At 72.5% G+C, this 18,058-nt stretch carries 13 protein-coding genes and 1 tRNA gene; 12 read left to right on the top strand and 2 right to left on the bottom strand.

All coding sequences use genetic code 11. The features are described from left to right. Position 1: 1 nt before the first annotated feature. The 10 genes from ABEA53_RS06790 to pyk all read left to right on the top strand — a co-directional run bounded on the left by ABEA53_RS06790 (position 2) and on the right by pyk (position 13,932). The gene (locus tag ABEA53_RS06790) at positions 2-1,546 is read left to right on the top strand and encodes an anthranilate synthase component I (protein ID WP_345480583.1); all 1,545 of its coding nucleotides are present in this window, start codon (positions 2-4) and stop codon (positions 1,544-1,546) included. Further along, positions 1,543-2,127 carry a Trp biosynthesis-associated membrane protein gene (locus ABEA53_RS06785; protein ID WP_345480291.1) on the top strand — a complete coding sequence of 195 codons (585 nt, stop codon included), beginning with the start codon at positions 1,543-1,545 and terminating at the stop codon, positions 2,125-2,127. The genes ABEA53_RS06790 and ABEA53_RS06785 overlap by 4 nt, the downstream gene beginning before the upstream one ends. A 10-nt stretch (positions 2,128-2,137) precedes the next feature. Further along, positions 2,138-2,365, top strand: a complete 228-nt coding sequence (locus ABEA53_RS06780) for an HGxxPAAW family protein (RefSeq protein ID WP_345480290.1) — start codon at positions 2,138-2,140, stop codon at positions 2,363-2,365. A 32-nt stretch (positions 2,366-2,397) separates the two neighbouring features. Beyond that, on the top strand, positions 2,398-3,177 hold the full coding sequence (gene trpC, locus ABEA53_RS06775) for an indole-3-glycerol phosphate synthase TrpC (protein WP_345480582.1): 780 nt from the start codon (positions 2,398-2,400) through the stop codon (positions 3,175-3,177). Beyond that, positions 3,174-4,403, top strand: a complete 1,230-nt coding sequence (gene trpB / locus ABEA53_RS06770) for a tryptophan synthase subunit beta (RefSeq protein WP_345480289.1) — start codon at positions 3,174-3,176, stop codon at positions 4,401-4,403. Before trpC ends, trpB begins: the two co-directional genes overlap by 4 nt. Beyond that, a complete protein-coding gene (trpA, locus tag ABEA53_RS06765; protein WP_345480288.1) occupies positions 4,400-5,188 on the top strand; it encodes a tryptophan synthase subunit alpha in 789 nt (262 codons plus the stop codon). Before trpB ends, trpA begins: the two co-directional genes overlap by 4 nt. Before the next feature lie 84 nt (positions 5,189-5,272). Next, positions 5,273-6,247: a prolipoprotein diacylglyceryl transferase gene (gene lgt, locus ABEA53_RS06760; protein ID WP_345480287.1), complete on the top strand. Its 975-nt coding sequence runs from the start codon at positions 5,273-5,275 to the stop codon at positions 6,245-6,247. 113 nt (positions 6,248-6,360) lie between these two features. Then, positions 6,361-10,947 carry a glutamate synthase large subunit gene (gene gltB, locus ABEA53_RS06755; RefSeq protein WP_345480286.1) on the top strand — a complete coding sequence of 1,529 codons (4,587 nt, stop codon included), beginning with the start codon at positions 6,361-6,363 and terminating at the stop codon, positions 10,945-10,947. Further along, positions 10,940-12,397, top strand: coding sequence for a glutamate synthase subunit beta (locus tag ABEA53_RS06750; RefSeq protein WP_345480284.1), 1,458 nt, complete (start codon positions 10,940-10,942; stop codon positions 12,395-12,397). Before gltB ends, ABEA53_RS06750 begins: the two co-directional genes overlap by 8 nt. 86 nt (positions 12,398-12,483) lie before the next feature. Next, positions 12,484-13,932: a pyruvate kinase gene (gene pyk / locus ABEA53_RS06745; RefSeq protein WP_345480283.1), complete on the top strand. Its 1,449-nt coding sequence runs from the start codon at positions 12,484-12,486 to the stop codon at positions 13,930-13,932. Between the two features lie 103 nt (positions 13,933-14,035). Here pyk and ABEA53_RS06740 read toward each other — a convergent pair. Further along, positions 14,036-14,118: transfer RNA gene (locus ABEA53_RS06740), tRNA-Leu, on the bottom strand. Positions 14,119-14,148: 30 nt separating this feature from the next. On the opposite strand from ABEA53_RS06740, the gene ABEA53_RS06735 reads away from it, so the two are divergent. Continuing rightward, the gene (locus tag ABEA53_RS06735; RefSeq protein ID WP_345480282.1) at positions 14,149-14,751 is read left to right on the top strand and encodes an ANTAR domain-containing response regulator; all 603 of its coding nucleotides are present in this window, start codon (positions 14,149-14,151) and stop codon (positions 14,749-14,751) included. Positions 14,752-14,824: 73 nt separating this feature from the next. On the opposite strand, the gene ABEA53_RS06730 is transcribed toward ABEA53_RS06735, so the two are convergent. After that, positions 14,825-15,250, bottom strand: a complete 426-nt coding sequence (locus ABEA53_RS06730; RefSeq protein WP_345480281.1) for a hotdog fold thioesterase — start codon at positions 15,248-15,250, stop codon at positions 14,825-14,827. A 53-nt stretch (positions 15,251-15,303) separates the two neighbouring features. Here ABEA53_RS06730 and polA point away from each other — a divergent pair, with 53 nt between their 5' ends. Next, complete coding sequence (polA, locus tag ABEA53_RS06725) at positions 15,304-17,979, top strand: DNA polymerase I (RefSeq protein WP_345480280.1); 2,676 nt, start codon at positions 15,304-15,306, stop codon at positions 17,977-17,979. Positions 17,980-18,058 lie beyond the last annotated feature (79 nt).

The following is an 18,058-nucleotide window of genomic DNA, read 5'->3' as shown; positions in this document are numbered from 1 at the left end:
GATGCCCGGCACCACGACCCGCGACGAGTTCGCGCAGCTGCTGCCCGACCGCCGGGTCGTCCCCGTCGCGCGGGTGCTCTTCGCCGACAGCGAGACGCCGCTCGGCATCTTCCGCAAGCTCGCGATGCGCGCCGGCGGCCGCATGCGCCCGGGGTCGTTCCTGCTCGAGTCCGCGGAGCAGGGCGGCATCTGGTCGCGCTACTCGTTCATCGGCGTCGCGGCGTTCGGGGCCCTCACCGAGCAGCGCGGCCACCCGGTCTGGCAGGACTGGGGCCTGCCCGCCTCCCGCGCCTTCGGCAGCGGCGGCATCACGGGCGACTACCTCGAGGCGCTCGACGACCTGCACTCGCACTGGGCCTCGCCCCGCGTGCCCGGTCTGCCGCCCCTGACCGGCGGCCTCGTCGGCTACATCGGCTGGGACGCCGTGCGCCTGCTCGAGCACCTGCCCGAGGCGCCGCCGTCCGACTACGCGGTGCCCGAGATCGGCATGGTGTTCGCCTCCGAGGTCGTCGCGATCGACCACCTCAAGGGCACGGTCTCGCTGATCGCCACCGTCCTGCACGACGACGACACCGACGAGGAGGCGGCGTGGGCCGACGCCCAGCGCCGCCTCGACGCGCTGGAGCGCCGGCTGGGGGCCCCGACCGAGGCGTCGCTCGCCGAGGTCGACTTCGACGTCGTGCCGCAGCCGACCTCCCGCACGGTCCGCGACGACTACCTCGCCTCCGTCGTCACCGCCAAGGAGCACATCCGCGAGGGCGACGTGTTCCAGGTCGTCATCGCGCAGCGCTTCGACCTGCCGACCGCGGCCAGCCCGCTCGACGTCTACCGGGTGCTGCGCCAGCTGAACCCGTCGCCGTACATGTACCTGATCGCGCACGAGCGCCCGGACGGGACGCCGGTCGCGGTCGTCGGCTCGTCGCCCGAGGCGCTGGTCAAGGTCGAGGACGGGCGCGTGTTCAGCCACCCGATCGCCGGCTCCCGCCCCCGCGGCGCGACGCCGGAGGCGGACGAGGCGTTCGCGGCCGAGCTGCGCGTCGACGAGAAGGAGCGCGCCGAGCACCTGATGCTCGTCGACCTCGCCCGGAACGACCTCGCCAAGGTCTGCCTGCCGGGCAGCGTCGAGGTCACCGAGTTCATGCGCATCGAGCGCTTCAGCCACATCATGCACATCACCTCCAGCGTGGAGGGGGAGGCGGGTCCCGGCGTCGGACCGGTCGACGTGCTGCGGGCGACGTTCCCGGCCGGCACGCTGTCCGGCGCGCCGAAGCCGCGCGCGCTGCAGATCATCGACGCCCTCGAGCCCGCTCGTCGCGGGGTCTACGGCGGCGTGGTCGGCTACTTCGACTTCGCGGGCGACCTCGACCTCGCCATCGCGATCCGCACGGCGGTCATCACCGAGGGCGTCGCGCGGGTGCAGGCGGGCGGCGGGCTCGTCGCCGACTCGGTGCCCGAGCTGGAGTGGGCGGAGAGCTGGAACAAGGCCACCGCGCCGCTGAAGGCCGTGGCCGTCGCGAACGCGATGCGGCAGGTCGGGTCGGCGTGACGCCCGCGCGCGAGCGGTCCCTCGTGGTGCTCGGCGTGCTCCTCGCCGGCGCCGCCGCGGTGCTCGCCTCCACCCAGCCGTTCGCCTCCGCGGTGATCACCGGCACGCGGGCGCCGGTCGTCGTCGCGGGTCAGGCCGCCGCGCCGTCGCTCGCCCCGCTCGGCATCGTGGCGCTCGCCCTCGGCATCGCGCTCACCATCGCGGGCCGCGTCGCGCGGGTCGTGCTCGGCGTGCTGCTCGTGCTGCTCGGCGCGGGCATCGTCGCCGCGGCCTTCCCGAACGTCGTCGACGACTCCGTCGGCACGCGCGGCGCCATCACGGCCGTCACCGGCGTGACCGACGTCGCCGGGCTCGTCGTCTCACGCTCCGGCACCGCCTGGCCGGTCGTCGCCGTCGCCGCGGGCGTGCTCGCGGTGCTGCTCGGTCTCGCGGTCCTCGTGCGCAGCCGACGGTGGACGACCGGCGGCCGCCGGTTCCGCGCAGAGACGCCGGCCGTGCAGCGCACGGACCCCATCTCCGAGTGGGACGCCCTGAGCCGCGGGTCCGACCCGACCGACGCCCCCGAGGGGCGCGACCGGTAGGATTCCGGGCATGTCGAACATCAGTGATGAGCCCGGCCACGGATCCTCGCCGGCGGCGTGGACGGCCGTCGTCATCATGCTGGTCGGTCTCGCGATCGCGACCGCGGCGCTCTTCCTCGACGCCTACGCCCTCTGCTACGCGGGAGGCGCGCTCGTCGTCGTCGGCCTCATCGTGGGCGGGGTCCTGAAGGCGCTCGGGTTCGGGGTCGGCGGCAGCCGGGTCCGGGGCTCGCACTGAGCGGCACCGCCGGCGGCACCACGCTCCGCGGGCTGCTCACCGAGCTCACCGCGGGCTCCGCGGAGGACGCCCGCGCCCGTGAGGCCGAGCGGCCCCTGATCGACGTCGAGCGCGCAGCGCTGTCCGCGCCGCCGCCCCTCGACGCCCTCGCTGCGCTCGCGCCCGACCCCGCGGTCGTCAAGGTGATCGCGGAGGTGAAGCGCGCCAGCCCGTCGCGCGGGAACCTCGCCGCCATCCCCGACCCCGCCGCGCTCGCGCGCTCCTACGCGGACTCCGGCGCGAGCGCGATCAGCGTCCTCACCGAGCAGCGCCGCTTCCTCGGGTCGCTCGCCGACCTCGAGGCCGTGCGCGCCGCGGTCGAGGTGCCGGTGCTGCGCAAGGACTTCGTGTCCAGCGCCTACCAGGTGCTCGAAGCGCGCGCCGCGGGCGCCGACCTCGTCCTGCTGATCGTCGCCGCGCTGCCGGACGCCGCGCTGCGCGAGCTGCTCGCCCTCATCCACGACCTGCGCATGACCGCGCTCGTCGAGGCGCACGACGAGGGGGAGGTCGACCGCGCGCTCGCCGCCGGCGCCCGCCTGCTCGGCGTGAACGCCCGCGACCTCGACACGTTCGAGCTCGACCGCGACCTCTTCGGCCGCGTCGCCCACCGCATCCCCGACGGGGTCGTCAAGGTGGCCGAGTCCGCGGTGCGCACCGCGGACGACGTCGCCGCCTACCGCGCCGCGGGCGCCGACGTGGTCCTCGTCGGCGAGGCGCTCGTCACGGGCGACCCCGCGGCACTGCTCCGAGCCTTCCGGGAGGCCACCGCATGACCGACACGACCATCGCGGCCCAGGCCTCCGGCCCCGGCCCGTACTTCGGCGCCTACGGCGGGCGCTGGGTGCCCGAGCCCCTCGTCGCCGCGCTCGACGAGCTCTCGCAGGCGTGGGACGACCTCCGCGTCGACCCCTCTTTCCAGCAGGAGCTCGCCGCGCTGCACCGCGACTCGACGGGCCGCCCGTCGCCGCTGACGGAGGTGCCGCGGTTCGCCGCGCATGCCGGCGGCGCCCGCATCTTCCTCAAGCGCGAGGACCTGAACCACACCGGCTCGCACAAGATCAACAACGTGCTCGGCCAGGCCCTGCTGACCCGCAAGATCGGCAAGCAGCGGGTGATCGCGGAGACGGGCGCCGGCCAGCACGGCGTCGCGACCGCGACCGCCGCGGCCCTGTTCGGCCTCGACTGCACCATCTACATGGGCGAGGTCGACACCGAGCGGCAGGCGCTGAACGTGGCGCGCATGCGCCTCCTCGGCGCGGAGGTGGTCCCGGTCGTGTCGGGCTCCCGCACGCTGAAGGACGCGATCAACGAGGCGATGCGCGACTGGGTGACCAACGTCGCGACCACGACCTACATCTTCGGCACCGCCGCGGGCCCGCACCCGTTCCCGGCGATGGTGCGCGACCTGCAGCGGATCATCGGCGACGAGGCCCGCGCGCAGCTGCTCGAGCGCACGGGCGCGCTGCCCGACGCCGTGCTCGCGTGCGTCGGCGGCGGCTCGAACGCGATCGGCATCTTCACCGCGTTCATCGAGGACCCGACCGTGCAGCTCTGGGGCTTCGAGGCCGGAGGCGACGGCGCGGACACGCCCCGCACCGCGGCCACGATCTCCGTCGGCAGCCCCGGCGTGCTCCACGGCGCCCGCACCTACGTCCTGCAGGACGAGGACGGGCAGACCGTCGAGTCGCACTCCGTCTCCGCCGGGCTCGACTACCCGGGCGTCGGGCCGGAGCACGCCTTCCTCGCCGACTCGGGCCGCGCGACGTACCGCGCGGTGACCGACGCCGCCGCGATGGACGCGCTGCGCCTCCTGAGCCGCACGGAGGGGATCATCCCCGCCATCGAGTCCGCCCACGCCCTGGCCGGCGCGCTCGAGGTCGGCCGCGAGCTCGGTCCCGACGCGACGCTGCTGATCAACCTCTCCGGTCGCGGCGACAAGGACACCACCACGGTGGCGCGCTGGTTCGACCTCGTCGACCGCGGCGCGGTGCAGGAGTGACCGGGTCGCGCGTCGAGGCGCGCATCCGCTCGGAGAACGAGACCGGCGCCGGCGCGCTCGTCGGCTACCTGCCCGTCGGCTACCCGGACCTCGCCGGCAGCATCGAGGCGGCGATCACGCTGACGCAGCACGGCGTCGACGTGCTCGAGCTGGGCCTGCCGTACTCCGACCCGGTGATGGACGGCCCGACCATCCAGGCCGCGACGACGAAGGCGCTGGAGAACGGCTTCCGCCTGCGGCACGCCTTCGAGGCGGTGCGGGAGATCTCGCGCGCCTCCGACGTGCCCGTGCTCTGCATGACCTACTACAACCCGGTCGTCGCCTACGGGGTCGAGCGGTTCGCCGCGGACCTCGCGGAGGCGGGCGGCGCCGGCCTCATCACCCCGGACCTCGTGCCCGAGGAGGCGGGGGAGTGGCTCGCCGCGAGCGAGGCGAACGGCCTCGACCGCGTCTTCCTGGCCGCGCCCACCTCCTCCGACCTGCGCCTCGTGCGCGCCGCGGAGCAGTCGCGAGGCTTCACGTACGTCGTCTCGACGATGGGCATCACCGGCGCCCGCACCGACGTCGACGACGCGGCCCGCACGCTCGTCGACCGCCTGCGCGGCGTCACCGACCGGCCGCTCGCGGTCGGGCTCGGCATCTCGACCGGCGACCAGGTGGCGGAGGTGCTGACCTACGCGGACGGCGCCATCGTCGGCAGCCGGCTCGTGTCGGCGCTGGGCGAGGGCCTCGAGGCGCTCGCCGACGCGTCCGACGGCCTCGCGGCGGGCACCCGCCGCCCCTAGGGCACCGCTTCCCGCTCTGCTCCGTGCGCCGCGGCGCACGGAGCAGAGCGGCCGGAGTCTGCGGCGCCCGGTATCTTCGACGCCGTGATCCCGGCGTCCATCCCGAGCCCTCCCGCGTCGTGGGCGTCGTTCTCGATCGGCATCTTCACGATCCACAGCTACGCGCTGTGCATCCTGGCGGGCATCATCGTCGCCGTCGCGATCACCTCGCGCCGGCTCACGAAGCGGGGCGGGCAGCCGGGCGTCGTGGTCGACTTCGCGATCGTCATCGTGCCGCTGGCGCTCATCGGCGCCCGCGCCTGGCACGTGCTGACCCACGTCGGCGACTACTTCGGGCCCGAGCACCCGCTCACGGACCCGGCGACCTGGCTGAACGCCGTCGCCATCTGGAACGGCGGCAACGCGATCTTCGGCTCGATCGTCGGCGGGGCCCTGGGCGTCTGGCTCGCGAGCCGCTGGACCGGGGTGCGCTTCCTCTCCTTCGCCGACGCGCTCGCGCCGGCGATGCTGATCGCCCAGGCGATCGGGCGCATCGGCAACTGGTTCAACACCGAGCTCTACGGCATGCCGACGACGCTGCCCTGGGGCCTCGAGGTGCCGAGCTCGAACGCCGCCTTCCCGGCCGGTCTCGCGCCGGGCACCCTCTTCCACCCCACGTTCCTGTACGAGCTCGTCTGGAACACGGCGGGCGCCGTGCTGATCCTGCTCATCGAGCGCCGGGTGGCGCTGCGCTGGGGCCGCGCGCTCGGGATCTACCTGATCTGGTACGGCATCGGCCGCAGCGTCTTCGAGTCGATCCGCGTCGACCCGACGACGGTCTACGCCGGTCTCCGCGTCAACGTCTGGGCCGCGTTCCTCTCGATCCTGCTCGGCATCGCGATCATCGCCTGGTCGCGCCGCCGCCACCCCGGCGTCGAGGTGAGCGTGTACCGCCCGGGGCGCCAGTGGGTGTCCGATGCGCCGGTAGTATCCCGATACACCGCAGCGGATCTCGAGGGCGACACCGATGCGGAACCGGTCGCGGTGGCCGCCACAAGCGGAGCCAGAACCCCCCGATGACTCGAGCGGCGAGCGCCTGCTCGCCGGATCGACAGTCGCACCCACGCACCAGGGCCGAAGGCGTCCCGCTCGGAACCCGTCTCCGTTTGCACCCGGGCCCCCTGGAGGACGCCATGGTCGACACCGCACCCCGCTCCGGCACCGCCGCGCTGCCCTTCAGCACCGTGCCCGCCGCCACCGGTCTCTACGACCCCGCCCATGAGAAGGACGCCTGCGGGCTCGCGATGGTCGCGACCCTCCGCGGCACGCCCGGGCACGACATCATCGACCACGCGCTCGACGCGCTGCGGCACCTCGAGCACCGCGGCGCCGTCGGCTCCGACGCCGGCACGGGCGACGGCGCGGGCATCGTCACGCAGGTGCCGCACGAGTTCCTCGCCGCGGTCGCGCCCTTCGCGCTGCCGGAGGAGGGGGAGTACGCGGTCGGCCTCGGCTTCCTGCCGACCGACGCGCGCGAGCGCATCGCGCTGAAGGCCGCCGTCGCTGACATCGCTGCGGAGGAGGGCCTCGAGGTCCTCGGCTGGCGGCAGGTGCCGACGCGCCCCGACACCATCGGCTCCCTCGCCCGGGCCGCGATGCCGGTCATCGAGCAGCTCTTCGTGGGCTCGACGCGCCGCATCGACGGCGCCCGCCCCGCGGGCATCGTGCTCGACCGCCAGGCCATGCGCCTCCGCAAGCGCGCCGAGCGCGAGCAGAACGCCTACTTCGCGTCGCTGTCGAGCCGGACCGTGGTCTACAAGGGCATGGTCACGACGCTGCAGCTCGAGCCGTTCTACCCGGACCTGTCCGACGAGCGCTTCACCTCGACGCTCGCGCTCGTGCACTCCCGGTACTCCACGAACACGTTCCCGTCGTGGCCGCTCGCTCAGCCGTTCCGGATGATCGCCCACAACGGCGAGATCAACACGGTGCAGGGCAACCGCAACTGGATGCGGGCCCGCCAGTCGCAGCTCTCCAGCGACCTGATCGGCGACGTCACGCCGCTGCTGCCGATCTGCACGCCCGGCGTCAGCGACTCCGCCTCGTTCGACGAGGTGGTCGAGCTGCTCAGCCTCGGCGGCCGCAGCCTGCCGCACGCGGTGATGATGATGGTGCCGGAGGCGTGGGAGAACCAGCCCGACCTCGACCCCGACCTGCGCGCGTTCTACGAGTACCACTCGGGCCTCATGGAGCCGTGGGACGGCCCCGCCGCGATCGTGTTCAGCGACGGCGCGCTCGTCGGCGCGACGCTCGACCGCAACGGCCTCCGCCCGGGCCGCTGGCTGGAGACGACGGACGGCCTGATCGTGCTCGCCTCGGAGACCGGCGTGCTCGACATCGCGCCCGGCCGGGTCGCCCGCCGCGGCCGCCTCAGCCCCGGCAAGATGTTCCTCGTCGACACGGTCGCCGGCCGGATCATCGCCGACGAGGAGATCAAGTCGCAGCTCGCGACGAGCAAGCCGTGGGCCGAGTACATCGAGCAGGGCCGCATCCGCCTGGCGGACCTGCCCGAGCGCGAGCACATCGTGCACACGCCCGCCTCCGTGCAGCGCCGTCAGCGCACCTTCGGCTACACCGACGAGGAGGTGCGGATCCTGCTCGCCCCGATGGGGGAGAAGGGCGCCGAGCCCCTCGGCGCGATGGGCTCCGACACCCCGATCGCGATCCTGTCGAAGCGGCCCCGCCTGCTGTTCGACTACTTCGTGCAGCAGTTCGCGCAGGTCACGAACCCGCCGCTCGACTCGATCCGGGAGGAGGTCGTCACCTCCCTGAAGCTCGGCCTCGGCCCGGAGCGCAACCTGCTCTCCTCCACGCCGGAGCACGCCCGCCAGGTCGTCCTCGACTTCCCGGTGATCGACAACGACGAGCTCGCGAAGCTGCAGCACATCGACGCGGCGCCGGGCTCCGCGATGACGACCGTCGTGCGCGGCCTGTACCGGGTCGAGGACGGCGAGCGGGCCCTCGAGGACCGCATCGCCGCCATGCGCGCGGAGGTCGACGCCGCGATCGAGCACGGCGCGGAGTTCATCGTGCTGTCCGACCGCGACTCGAGCCGCGAGCTCGCGCCGGTGCCGAGCCTCCTGATGATCTCGGCGATCCACCACCACCTCATCCGCAAGCAGAACCGGATGAAGGTCGGCCTGATCGTCGAGGCCGGCGACGTGCGCGAGGTCCACCACGTCGCGCTGCTCATCGGCTACGGCGCCTCCGCGGTGAACCCGTACCTGGCGATGGAGTCGGTCGAGCAGCTCGTCCGCTCCGGCGAGCTGACGGGCATCACGCCGGAGAAGGCCGTCCGCAACCTGATCAAGGCGCTCGGCAAGGGCGTGCTGAAGATCATGTCGAAGATGGGCATCTCGACCGTCTCGTCCTACGCGGCGGCGCAGGCGTTCGAGGCCGTCGGCCTGTCCGCCGAGTTCGTGCAGGAGTACTTCACCGGCACCACCACGAAGCTCGGCGGCATCGGCATGCCCGAGATCGCGGCGGAGTCCGCCGCTCGGCACGCGGCGGCGTTCCCCGAGGAGGACGCGGCGCTGGCCCACGTCGGTCTGGCGACCGGCGGCGAGTACCAGTGGCGCCGCGGCGGCCCGAAGCACCTGTTCAACCCGGACACCGTCTTCCGGCTGCAGCACTCGACCCGGTCGCGCCGCTACGACATCTTCAAGGAGTACACGAAGCTCGTCGACGACCAGTCGACGGACCTCATGACCCTCCGCGGCCTGTTCCGCTTCGCGTCGGCGCACCGGGAGCCGGTGCCGCTCGACGAGGTCGAGTCGATCGAGTCGATCGTCACCCGCTTCCAGACGGGCGCGATGTCGTACGGCTCCATCTCCAAGGAGGCGCACGAGACCCTCGCGATCGCGATGAACCGCCTCGGCGGCCGCTCGAACACGGGCGAGGGCGGCGAGGACGTGGAGCGCCTGCTCGACCCCGAGCGCCGGTCGAAGATCAAGCAGGTCGCCTCCGGCCGCTTCGGCGTCACGAGCATGTACCTGACGCACGCCGACGACATCCAGATCAAGATGGCGCAGGGCGCGAAGCCCGGCGAGGGCGGGCAGCTGCCCCCGGCGAAGATGTACCCCTGGATCGCGCGGACGCGGCACTCGACCGCGGGCGTCGGCCTCATCTCGCCGCCGCCGCACCACGACATCTACTCGATCGAGGACCTGAAGCAGCTGATCTTCGACCTCAAGCGGGCGAACCCCGTGGCGCGGATCCACGTCAAGCTCGTCAGCCAGTCGGGCATCGGCGCGGTGGCAGCGGGCGTGACGAAGGCGAAGGCCGACGTCGTGCTCGTCTCCGGCCACGACGGCGGCACGGGCGCCTCGCCCCTCAACTCGCTGAAGCACGCGGGCACCCCGTGGGAGCTCGGCCTCGCGGAGGCGCAGCAGACGCTGATGCTGAACGGGCTGCGCGACCGGGTGACCGTGCAGGTGGACGGGCAGATGAAGACCGGCCGCGACGTGCTCGTCGCCGCCCTGCTGGGCGCCGAGGAGTTCGGCTTCGCGACGGCCCCGCTCATCGTCGAGGGCTGCGTCATGATGCGCGTCTGCCACCTCGACACCTGCCCGGTCGGCGTCGCGACGCAGAACCCCGAGCTGCGGGCGCGCTTCAACGGCAAGCCCGAGTTCGTCGTGAACTTCTTCGAGTTCATCGCGCAGGAGGTGCGCGAGCTGCTCGCCGAGCTCGGGTACCGCACCCTCGAGGAGGTCATCGGCCGCAAGGAGCTGCTCGACGTCAACGGGGCGATCGAGCACTGGAAGGCCGACGGCCTCGACCTCGAGCCGATCCTCGTCGGCCCGACGTTCTCCGACGACGAGCCGCGGACCAAGCGCACGGGCCAGGACCACGAGCTGGAGGCGCACTTCGACAACGTGCTGATCCAGCGCGCGGCGGACGTGCTCGCCTCCGGCGGCACGACCCGCATCGAGCTGCCGATCCGCAACACCGAGCGCGCCGTCGGCACGATGCTCGGCCACGAGCTGACGAAGCGGCACGGCGAGCACGGGCTGCCGTCCGGCTCCATCGACGTGACCCTCACCGGCTCGGCCGGTCAGTCGTTCGGCGCCTTCCTGCCGGCGGGCATCACCCTCCGGCTCGTCGGCGACAGCAACGACTACGTCGGCAAGGGATTGTCCGGCGGCGAGATCGTGCTGCGCCCGCACCCCGACGCGTCCTTCGCGGCGGAGGAGAACGTCATCGCCGGCAACGTCATCGGCTACGGCGCGACCCAGGGCACCATGTTCATCTCCGGCACGGTCGGCGAGCGCTTCCTGGTGCGCAACTCGGGCGCCACGGCGGTCGTGGAGGGCGTCGGCGACCACGCCCTCGAGTACATGACCGGCGGGCTCGCGGTGATCCTCGGGCGCACCGGACGCAACCTCGGCGCGGGCATGTCGGGCGGCACCGCCTACGTGCACGGCCTCACCGAGGAGCAGGTGAACACCGAGGCCCGCAGCGGCGAGCTGGACCTGCTGCCGATGGACAGCGCGGACGCGGAGATCCTCCGCGACCTGCTGCAGCAGCACGTCGGGACGACCGGCTCCGCGCTCGCTGAGCGGATGCTCGCCGACTTCGACACCGTGGTGGAGGAGTTCGTGAAGGTGCTGCCGCACAACTACGCCGCCGTGCTCGCGACGCGGGCGCAGGCGGAGGACGAGGGGCTGGACCCGGACGGCGACGTCGTCTGGAAGCGCATCCTGGAGGCGACGAATGGCTGACCCGAAGGGCTTTCTGAAGACGCGGGAGCGCGAGCTGCCGCCCCGCCGCCCGGTGTCCCTCCGGCTCATGGACTGGAAGGAGGTCTACGAGCAGCAGGAGTCCGGCGAGCTGCGCCGTCAGGCCGGCCGCTGCATGCAGTGCGGCATCCCCTTCTGCCACCAGGGCTGCCCGCTCGGCAACCTCATCCCCGAGTGGAACGACCTGATGCACCGCGGCGAGGGCCGCGCCGCCATCGAGCGCCTCCACGCCACGAACAACTTCCCGGAGTTCACGGGCACGCTGTGCCCGGCGCCGTGCGAGTCGTCCTGCGTGCTGGGGATCAACCAGCCCGCGGTCACGATCAAGCAGGTCGAGGTCTCGATCATCGACCAGGCCTTCGAGAACGGCTGGGTGCAGCCGCACCCGCCGCAGCGCCTCACCGGCAAGACCGTGGCGGTCGTCGGCTCCGGTCCCGCAGGCCTCGCCGCCGCGCAGCAGCTGACCCGCGCCGGCCACACCGTCGCCGTGTACGAGCGGGACGACCGCATCGGCGGCCTGATCCGCTACGGCATCCCCGAGTTCAAGATGGAGAAGTCGCGGCTCGACCAGCGGCTGAACCAGATGATCGCCGAGGGCACCCGGTTCCGCGCGGGCGTCGAGATCGGCAAGGACATCGCCTGGGACGAGCTGCGGCGCCGCTACGACGCCGTCGTCATCGCGACCGGTGCGCTCGTGCCCCGCGACCTGCCGATCCCCGGTCGCGACCTCGACGGCATCCACCACGCCATGGAGTACCTGACGCAGGCGAACAAGGCCGTCGCGGGCGACGACGTGCCCGGCCAGATCACCGCGGAGGACCGCCACGTCGTGGTGCTCGGCGGCGGCGACACCGGCGCGGACTGCGTCGGCACCGCGCACCGCCAGGGCGCGGCGAGCGTCACGAACCTCGCGATCGGCCGCCAGCCGGGCGCGACCCGCAGCGACTCGCAGCCGTGGCCCATGTCCCCGACGGTGTTCGAGGTCTCCACGTCCCACGAGGAGGGCGGCAAGCGCGAGTTCCTCGCCTCCACCGTCGAGTTCGTCGACGACGGCAGCGGCCGCGTGCAGGCGCTGCGCGTCGCCGAGACCGAGTACCTCGACGGCAAGCGGGTGCCGAAGGCCGGCACCGAGCGCCTGATCCCCGCGGACCTCGTGCTGCTGGCCCTGGGCTTCACCGGTCCGGAGCAGGAGCAGCTCGACGAGCAGCTGTCGCTGCCGTTCGACCAGCGCGGCAACGTGGCGCGCGACGGGCGCTTCCAGACGGCGGAGCCCGGCGTCTTCGTCGCCGGCGACGCGGGCCGGGGCCAGTCGCTGATCGTGTGGGCGATCGCCGAGGGGCGCAGCGTCGCCGCCGAGGTGGACGCCTATCTCGAGGGCCGCACGGAGCTGCCCGCGCCGGTGCGCCCCACCGACCGCGCCATCTCCCTCTGACGACCGCCGTTTCGTGGCGGCGCGCCCCGAACGGCTAGCCTCGACCCGCACCGACCGCTGATACGCGAAAGCTGGAACCGCACCGCATGAGACGCGCCAAGATCGTCGCCACGTTGGGTCCCGCCACGTCGAGCCTGGAGAACATCCGGGCGATCATCGACGCCGGCGTGGACGTCTGCCGGATGAACCTGAGCCACGGCAGCTACGAGGTGCACGAGGGCGTCTACCGCAACGTGCGGGAGGCGTCCGACGCCTCCGGCCGCGCGGTCGGCGTGCTCGTCGACCTGCAGGGCCCGAAGATCCGCCTCGGCCGCTTCGCCGACGGCCCCCACGAGCTCGCCGAGGGCGACGTCTTCACGATCACGACCGAGGACGTGCTCGGCACCAAGGAGCTCGTCGGCACGACCTTCAAGGGCCTGCCGCAGGACGTGAAGGTCGGCGACTTCCTGCTGATCGACGACGGCAAGGTCCGGGTCCAGGTCATCGAGGTCGACGGCGTGCAGGTCAAGACGCGCGTCGTGGTGGCCGGCATGGTCTCCAACAACAAGGGCATCAACCTGCCCGGCGTCGCGGTGAACGTGCCCGCGCTGTCCGAGAAGGACGAGGCCGACCTGCGCTGGGGCCTCGAGCTCGGTGCCGACCTGATCGCGCTGTCCTTCGTGCGCAGCCCCGACGACCTCGTCCGGGTGCACGAGATCATGGACGAGGTCGGCCGCCGCGTGCCGGTCATCGCGAAGATCGAGAAGCCGCAGGCCGTCGAGCACCTCGAGGCCATCATCGACAGCTTCGACGGCGTCATGGTCGCCCGCGGCGACCTCGGCGTCGAGCTGCCGCTCGAGCAGGTGCCGATCGTGCAGAAGCAGGCGTGCGAGATCGCCCGCCGCCTCGCGAAGCCGGTCATCGTCGCGACGCAGATGCTCGAGTCGATGATCTCCTCCCCGGTGCCCACCCGCGCCGAGACGTCCGACGTCGCCAACGCCGTGCTCGACGGCGCCGACGCGGTCATGCTGTCCGGCGAGACGAGCGTGGGGGAGTACCCCGTGATCACCGTCTCGACGATGGCCCGCATCGTGTCCTCCACCGAGGAGCACGGCCTCGAGCGCATCCTGCCGCTCGGCACGAAGCCCCGCACCCAGGGCGGCGCCATCACCCTGGCCGCGGCCGAGGTCGCCGACTTCGTCGACGCGAAGTTCCTCTGCGTGTTCACCGAGTCGGGCGACTCGGTGCGCCGCATGGTCCGCCTCCGCTCGAAGATCCCCGTGCTGGCCTTCACGCCCGAGCCGGGCATCCGCTCGCGCCTCGCGCTGAGCTGGGGCGTCGAGACCTTCCTCGTGCCGCGCGTGACCACGACCGACGAGCTGATGCACCAGGTCGACGACGTGCTGCTCGGCATCGACCGCTGCTCGCGCGGCGAGAAGGTCGTCGTGATCGCCGGGAGCCCTCCCGGGATCACCGGCTCGACCAACGACATGCGCGTCCACGTCATGGGCGACGCGATCGGCGGAGCGGCCCCCGCGTACGCGCAGCTGGCCTGACCGCCTGACGCGATCGAACGGCCCGGGGACCTCGGTCCCCGGGCCGTTCGGCGTCCCCGGGGCGGGCCGGCGCCCGGCCGCGCCCGTCGACGCAGGCACTGGGTACCGGTGGTGGGACTCGAACCCACATGCCCTCTCGGACAGCGCATTTTGAGTGCGCCGCGTCTGCCGTTCCGCCACACCGGCCGGTGCGTCTCCATACCCTAGGCTCCAGGGGTGGCCGAGATCGCAACCAACGCTCCTCGCCGCGTCGTCGTCGCGGAAGACGAATCCCTGATCCGTCTCGACATCGTCGAGATCCTGCGTGACAACGGGTTCGACGTCGTGGGCGAGGCCGGCGACGGTGAGACCGCTGTCCAGCTGGCGACCGAGCTCCGTCCGGACCTCGTCGTCATGGACGTCCGCATGCCCCAGCTCGACGGCATCAAGGCGGCCGAGCGCCTGACGAAGAACCACGTCGCCCCGGTCGTGCTCCTCACGGCGTTCAGCCAGAAGGAGCTCGTCGAGCAGGCGAGCGAGGCCGGCGCCCTGGCCTACGTCGTGAAGCCCTTCACCCCGGCGGACCTGCTGCCCGCGATCGAGATCGCGCTGGCGCGCTACGCCCAGATCGTGGCCCTCGAGACCGAGGTCGCCGACATGGTCGAGCGCTTCGAGACCCGCAAGCTCGTCGACCGGGCCAAGGGCCTGCTCAACGAGAAGATGGGCCTGTCGGAGCCCGAGGCGTTCCGCTGGATCCAGAAGGCCTCGATGGACCGCCGCCTGACGATGCACGACGTCGCCGCGGCCGTCATCGAGCAGCTGAGCGCCCCCAAGAAGTAGCGCGGTCGGGGTCTCCCGCCGCGGACCGGACGGTGCGCACCGCCGGGTCGGCGGCGGGGCGCCCCGCCAGGCGTCAGCGGCAGTCGCGGAGCAGGTTCGTCATGCGGACCGTCGAGCAGCGGTTCCCCGCCTCGTCGCGGACGACGGTCTCGTGCGTGCAGAGCGTGCGGCCCAGCACGAGCGCCTCGCACGTCGCGGTGACGAAGCCCTCGGTGACCGAGCGGCTGTGCGTCGCGTTGATCTCGATGCCGACGGCGTAGCGGCCCGGGCCGGCGTGGATCGCGGACGAGACGCTGCCGAGGCTCTCGCCGAGCACGACGTGCGCGCCGCCGTGCAGCAGCCCGACGACCTGCCGGTTGCCCGCGACGGGCATGCGCGCGACCGAGCGGGAGGCGGAGAGCTCCAGGAACTCGATGCCCATCTTCACGGCCAGCTCGCCCCCGCCGCTGCTGACGAGCCGCTCCAGGAGCTCCGGATCGAGACCGTCGGGTACCTGCACTGCGCCTCCAAGGGCTCCGCTGGAGCGTCGGCGGCGCTCACTACGCTGGCATCATGCCCGACGAGTCGAAGCCGACGCTCCTCGTGGTCGACGGGCACTCGCTCGCCTTCCGCGCCTTCTACGCCCTGCCCGTCGACAGCTTCAGCACGTCGGACGGGCAGCACACGAACGCGATCCACGGCTTCCTGTCGATGCTCCTCCTGCTGCTGCAGAACGAGCGCCCGAGCCACCTCGCCGTCGCCTTCGACATCTCCCGGTTCTCCTTCCGCAGCCGCGAGTACCCGGAGTACAAGGGCACGCGCAACGAGACGCCGCCCGAGTTCAAGGGGCAGATCCCGCTCCTGCAGGAGGCGCTGAAGGCGATGAACGTGCCGACCGTCACGAAGGAGGACTTCGAGGCGGACGACATCCTCGCCACCCTCGCGACGCAGGGGCGCGAGCAGGGCTACCAGGTGCTCGTGGTCTCCGGCGACCGCGACGCGATCCAGATGGTCAACGAGGACGTCACGCTGCTCTACCCGTCGGTGCGCGGCGTCAGCGAGCTCACCCGGTACGACGTGGCGAAGGTGAACGAGCGCTACGGCGTCGAGCCCCACCAGTACCCCGAGATCGCCGCCTTGGTGGGGGAGACGAGCGACAACCTGCCGGGCATCGACAAGGTCGGCGAGAAGACCGCCGTCAAGTGGATCAAGCAGTACGGCTCGCTCGAGAACCTGCTCGAGCACGTCGACGAGGTCAAGGGCGTCGTCGGCAACAACCTGCGCGAGCAGCGCGGCAACGCCGAGCGCAACCGCCGGCTGAACCGGCTGCTCACCGACGTCGAGCTGCCGGTGGCCCCGGCCGACCTCGTCCGCCGACCGATCGACGAGGACGCGGTCCGCTCCGTCTTCAAGCGCCTGGAGTTCCGCACTCTGCTCGACCGCGTCCTGAAGCTCGAGGGCGGCGGGGTGTCCGGCTCCGCGCCCGAGGCGGAGGACGACGCCGACGCGGCGCCGCCCGCACCGACCCCGCAGCAGCTGCTCGACGAGGAGCTGCAGACCTGGCTCGACCGGATGCGCGCGGCGAACCCCGACGGGCTCGGCGTGCAGATCGAGGTGCAGGGCGGCCGGGTCGTGTCGATCGGCGTCGCCGGTCCGGAGGAGACCGTCGACCTGCCGTGGCAGCAGGGCCGCGCGGACTACGCGCCGCTCGAGCGCTGGCTCGCGGACGCGTCGGCGCCGAAGCTGCTGCACGACGCGAAGACGCAGCTGAAGGCGCTGAAGGGCAGCGGGCTCGTGCTGCGCGGCGTCGCCTTCGACACCCTGCTCGCGTCCTGGCTGCTGCGGCCGAGCGGGCAGGAGAAGACGCTCGCCCAGGTCGTGGACCGCTACCTGCAGGAGCGCCTGCCCGAGGCGGACCCCAACCAGCTCGTCCCCGACGTCGGCGGCGGCAGCCCGGCGCCGACGCACGCCTGGTACGTGCTGCGCGCGGCCCACGTGCTGAAGGAGGGGCTCGACGACAGGACCCTGCAGGTGCTGGTCGAGATCGAGCTGCCCACCCTCGCGGTGCTCGCGGACATGGAGACGTCGGGCGTCGCGGTCGACGCGCTCGCGCTCGACGCGCTGAACACCGAGCTGTCCACCCGCATCGCGGAGCTGGCGGACGAGGCGTACGAGATCGTCGGCCACGAGCTGAACCTCGGGTCGCCGAAGCAGCTGCAGGAGGTGCTGTTCGGCGAGCTCGGCATGCCGGGTACCCGCAAGACGAAGACCGGGTTCTCGACGGACGCCGACTCGCTCGCGGATCTGCAGGCCTCGCACCCGCACCCGTTCCTCGACGTGCTGCTGCAGCACCGCGACGCGTCGAAGCTGCGCCAGATCATCGAGACGCTGCAGCGCGGCATCGCCGAGGACGGCCGCATCCACACGACGTACGTGCAGACCGGCACGACCACGGGGCGCATCTCGTCGAACGACCCCAACCTGCAGAACATCCCGATCCGGGCCGAGGAGGGCAAGCGGATCCGCGGCGCCTTCATCGCCGGCGAGGGCTACCCGACGCTGCTCACGGCCGACTACTCGCAGATCGAGATGCGGATCATGGCGCACCTCTCCGAGGACGAGGGCCTGATCGAGGCGTTCCAGTCGGGGGAGGACCTGCACCGGTTCGTCGGCTCGCGCGTGTTCGGCGTCGACCCCGGCGACGTCACCTCGTTCATGCGCACGAAGGTGAAGGCCATGTCGTACGGCCTCGCCTACGGCCTGTCGGCGTTCGGGCTCTCGCAGCAGCTGCGCATCGACCGCCGCGAGGCGGAGGACCTCATGCAGGGCTACTTCGAGCGCTTCGGCGGGGTGCGCGACTACCTCCGGAACGTGGTCGAGGAGGCGCGGGTCGCCGGCTACACCGAGACGATCTTCGGCCGCCGCCGCCCGTTCCCCGACCTGAACAGCCCGAACCGCGTGCTGCGCAGCAACGCCGAGCGCGCCGCGCTGAACGCCCCGATCCAGGGCACGGCCGCCGACATCATGAAGATCGCGATGATCGGCGTCGGCGCGGACATGGCCGAGCGCGAGCTGCGGTCGCGGCTGCTGCTGCAGGTGCACGACGAGCTCGTGCTCGAGGTCGCCGAGGGGGAGGCCGACGACCTCGGGGAGATCGTCGAGCGGCGCATGCGCGAGGCCGCGCAGCTGCGCGTGCCCCTCGAGGTGCAGGTCGGCACAGGTCACGATTGGGACGCGGCCGCGCACTGATCCGCGCGCTCGCGCGTCCCCCCGGATCCCCGGGTGCGCGCCCTGGTTGACACGGTCAACGTTTCCGACTTGGATGCAG

This window comes from Amnibacterium soli, assembly GCF_039544415.1.
Classification (GTDB): domain Bacteria; phylum Actinomycetota; class Actinomycetes; order Actinomycetales; family Microbacteriaceae; genus Amnibacterium; species Amnibacterium soli.
The sequence above is the reverse complement of the archived record's forward strand: the minus strand, read 5'-3'. Positions and strand labels throughout refer to the sequence as shown.

Excerpts from the sequence above, each read along its gene's own strand:
- ABEA53_RS06790 (WP_345480583.1), top strand. The coding sequence starts at position 2 with ATGCCCGGCACCACGACCCGCGACGAGTTCGCGCAGCTGCTGCCCGAC.
- ABEA53_RS06780 (WP_345480290.1), top strand. The coding sequence starts at position 2,138 with ATGTCGAACATCAGTGATGAGCCCGGCCACGGATCCTCGCCGGCGGCG.
- trpB (WP_345480289.1), top strand. The coding sequence starts at position 3,174 with ATGACCGACACGACCATCGCGGCCCAGGCCTCCGGCCCCGGCCCGTAC.
- gltB (WP_345480286.1), top strand. The coding sequence starts at position 6,361 with ATGGTCGACACCGCACCCCGCTCCGGCACCGCCGCGCTGCCCTTCAGC.
- ABEA53_RS06750 (WP_345480284.1), top strand. The coding sequence starts at position 10,940 with ATGGCTGACCCGAAGGGCTTTCTGAAGACGCGGGAGCGCGAGCTGCCG.
- pyk (WP_345480283.1), top strand. The coding sequence starts at position 12,484 with ATGAGACGCGCCAAGATCGTCGCCACGTTGGGTCCCGCCACGTCGAGC.
- polA (WP_345480280.1), top strand. The coding sequence starts at position 15,304 with ATGCCCGACGAGTCGAAGCCGACGCTCCTCGTGGTCGACGGGCACTCG.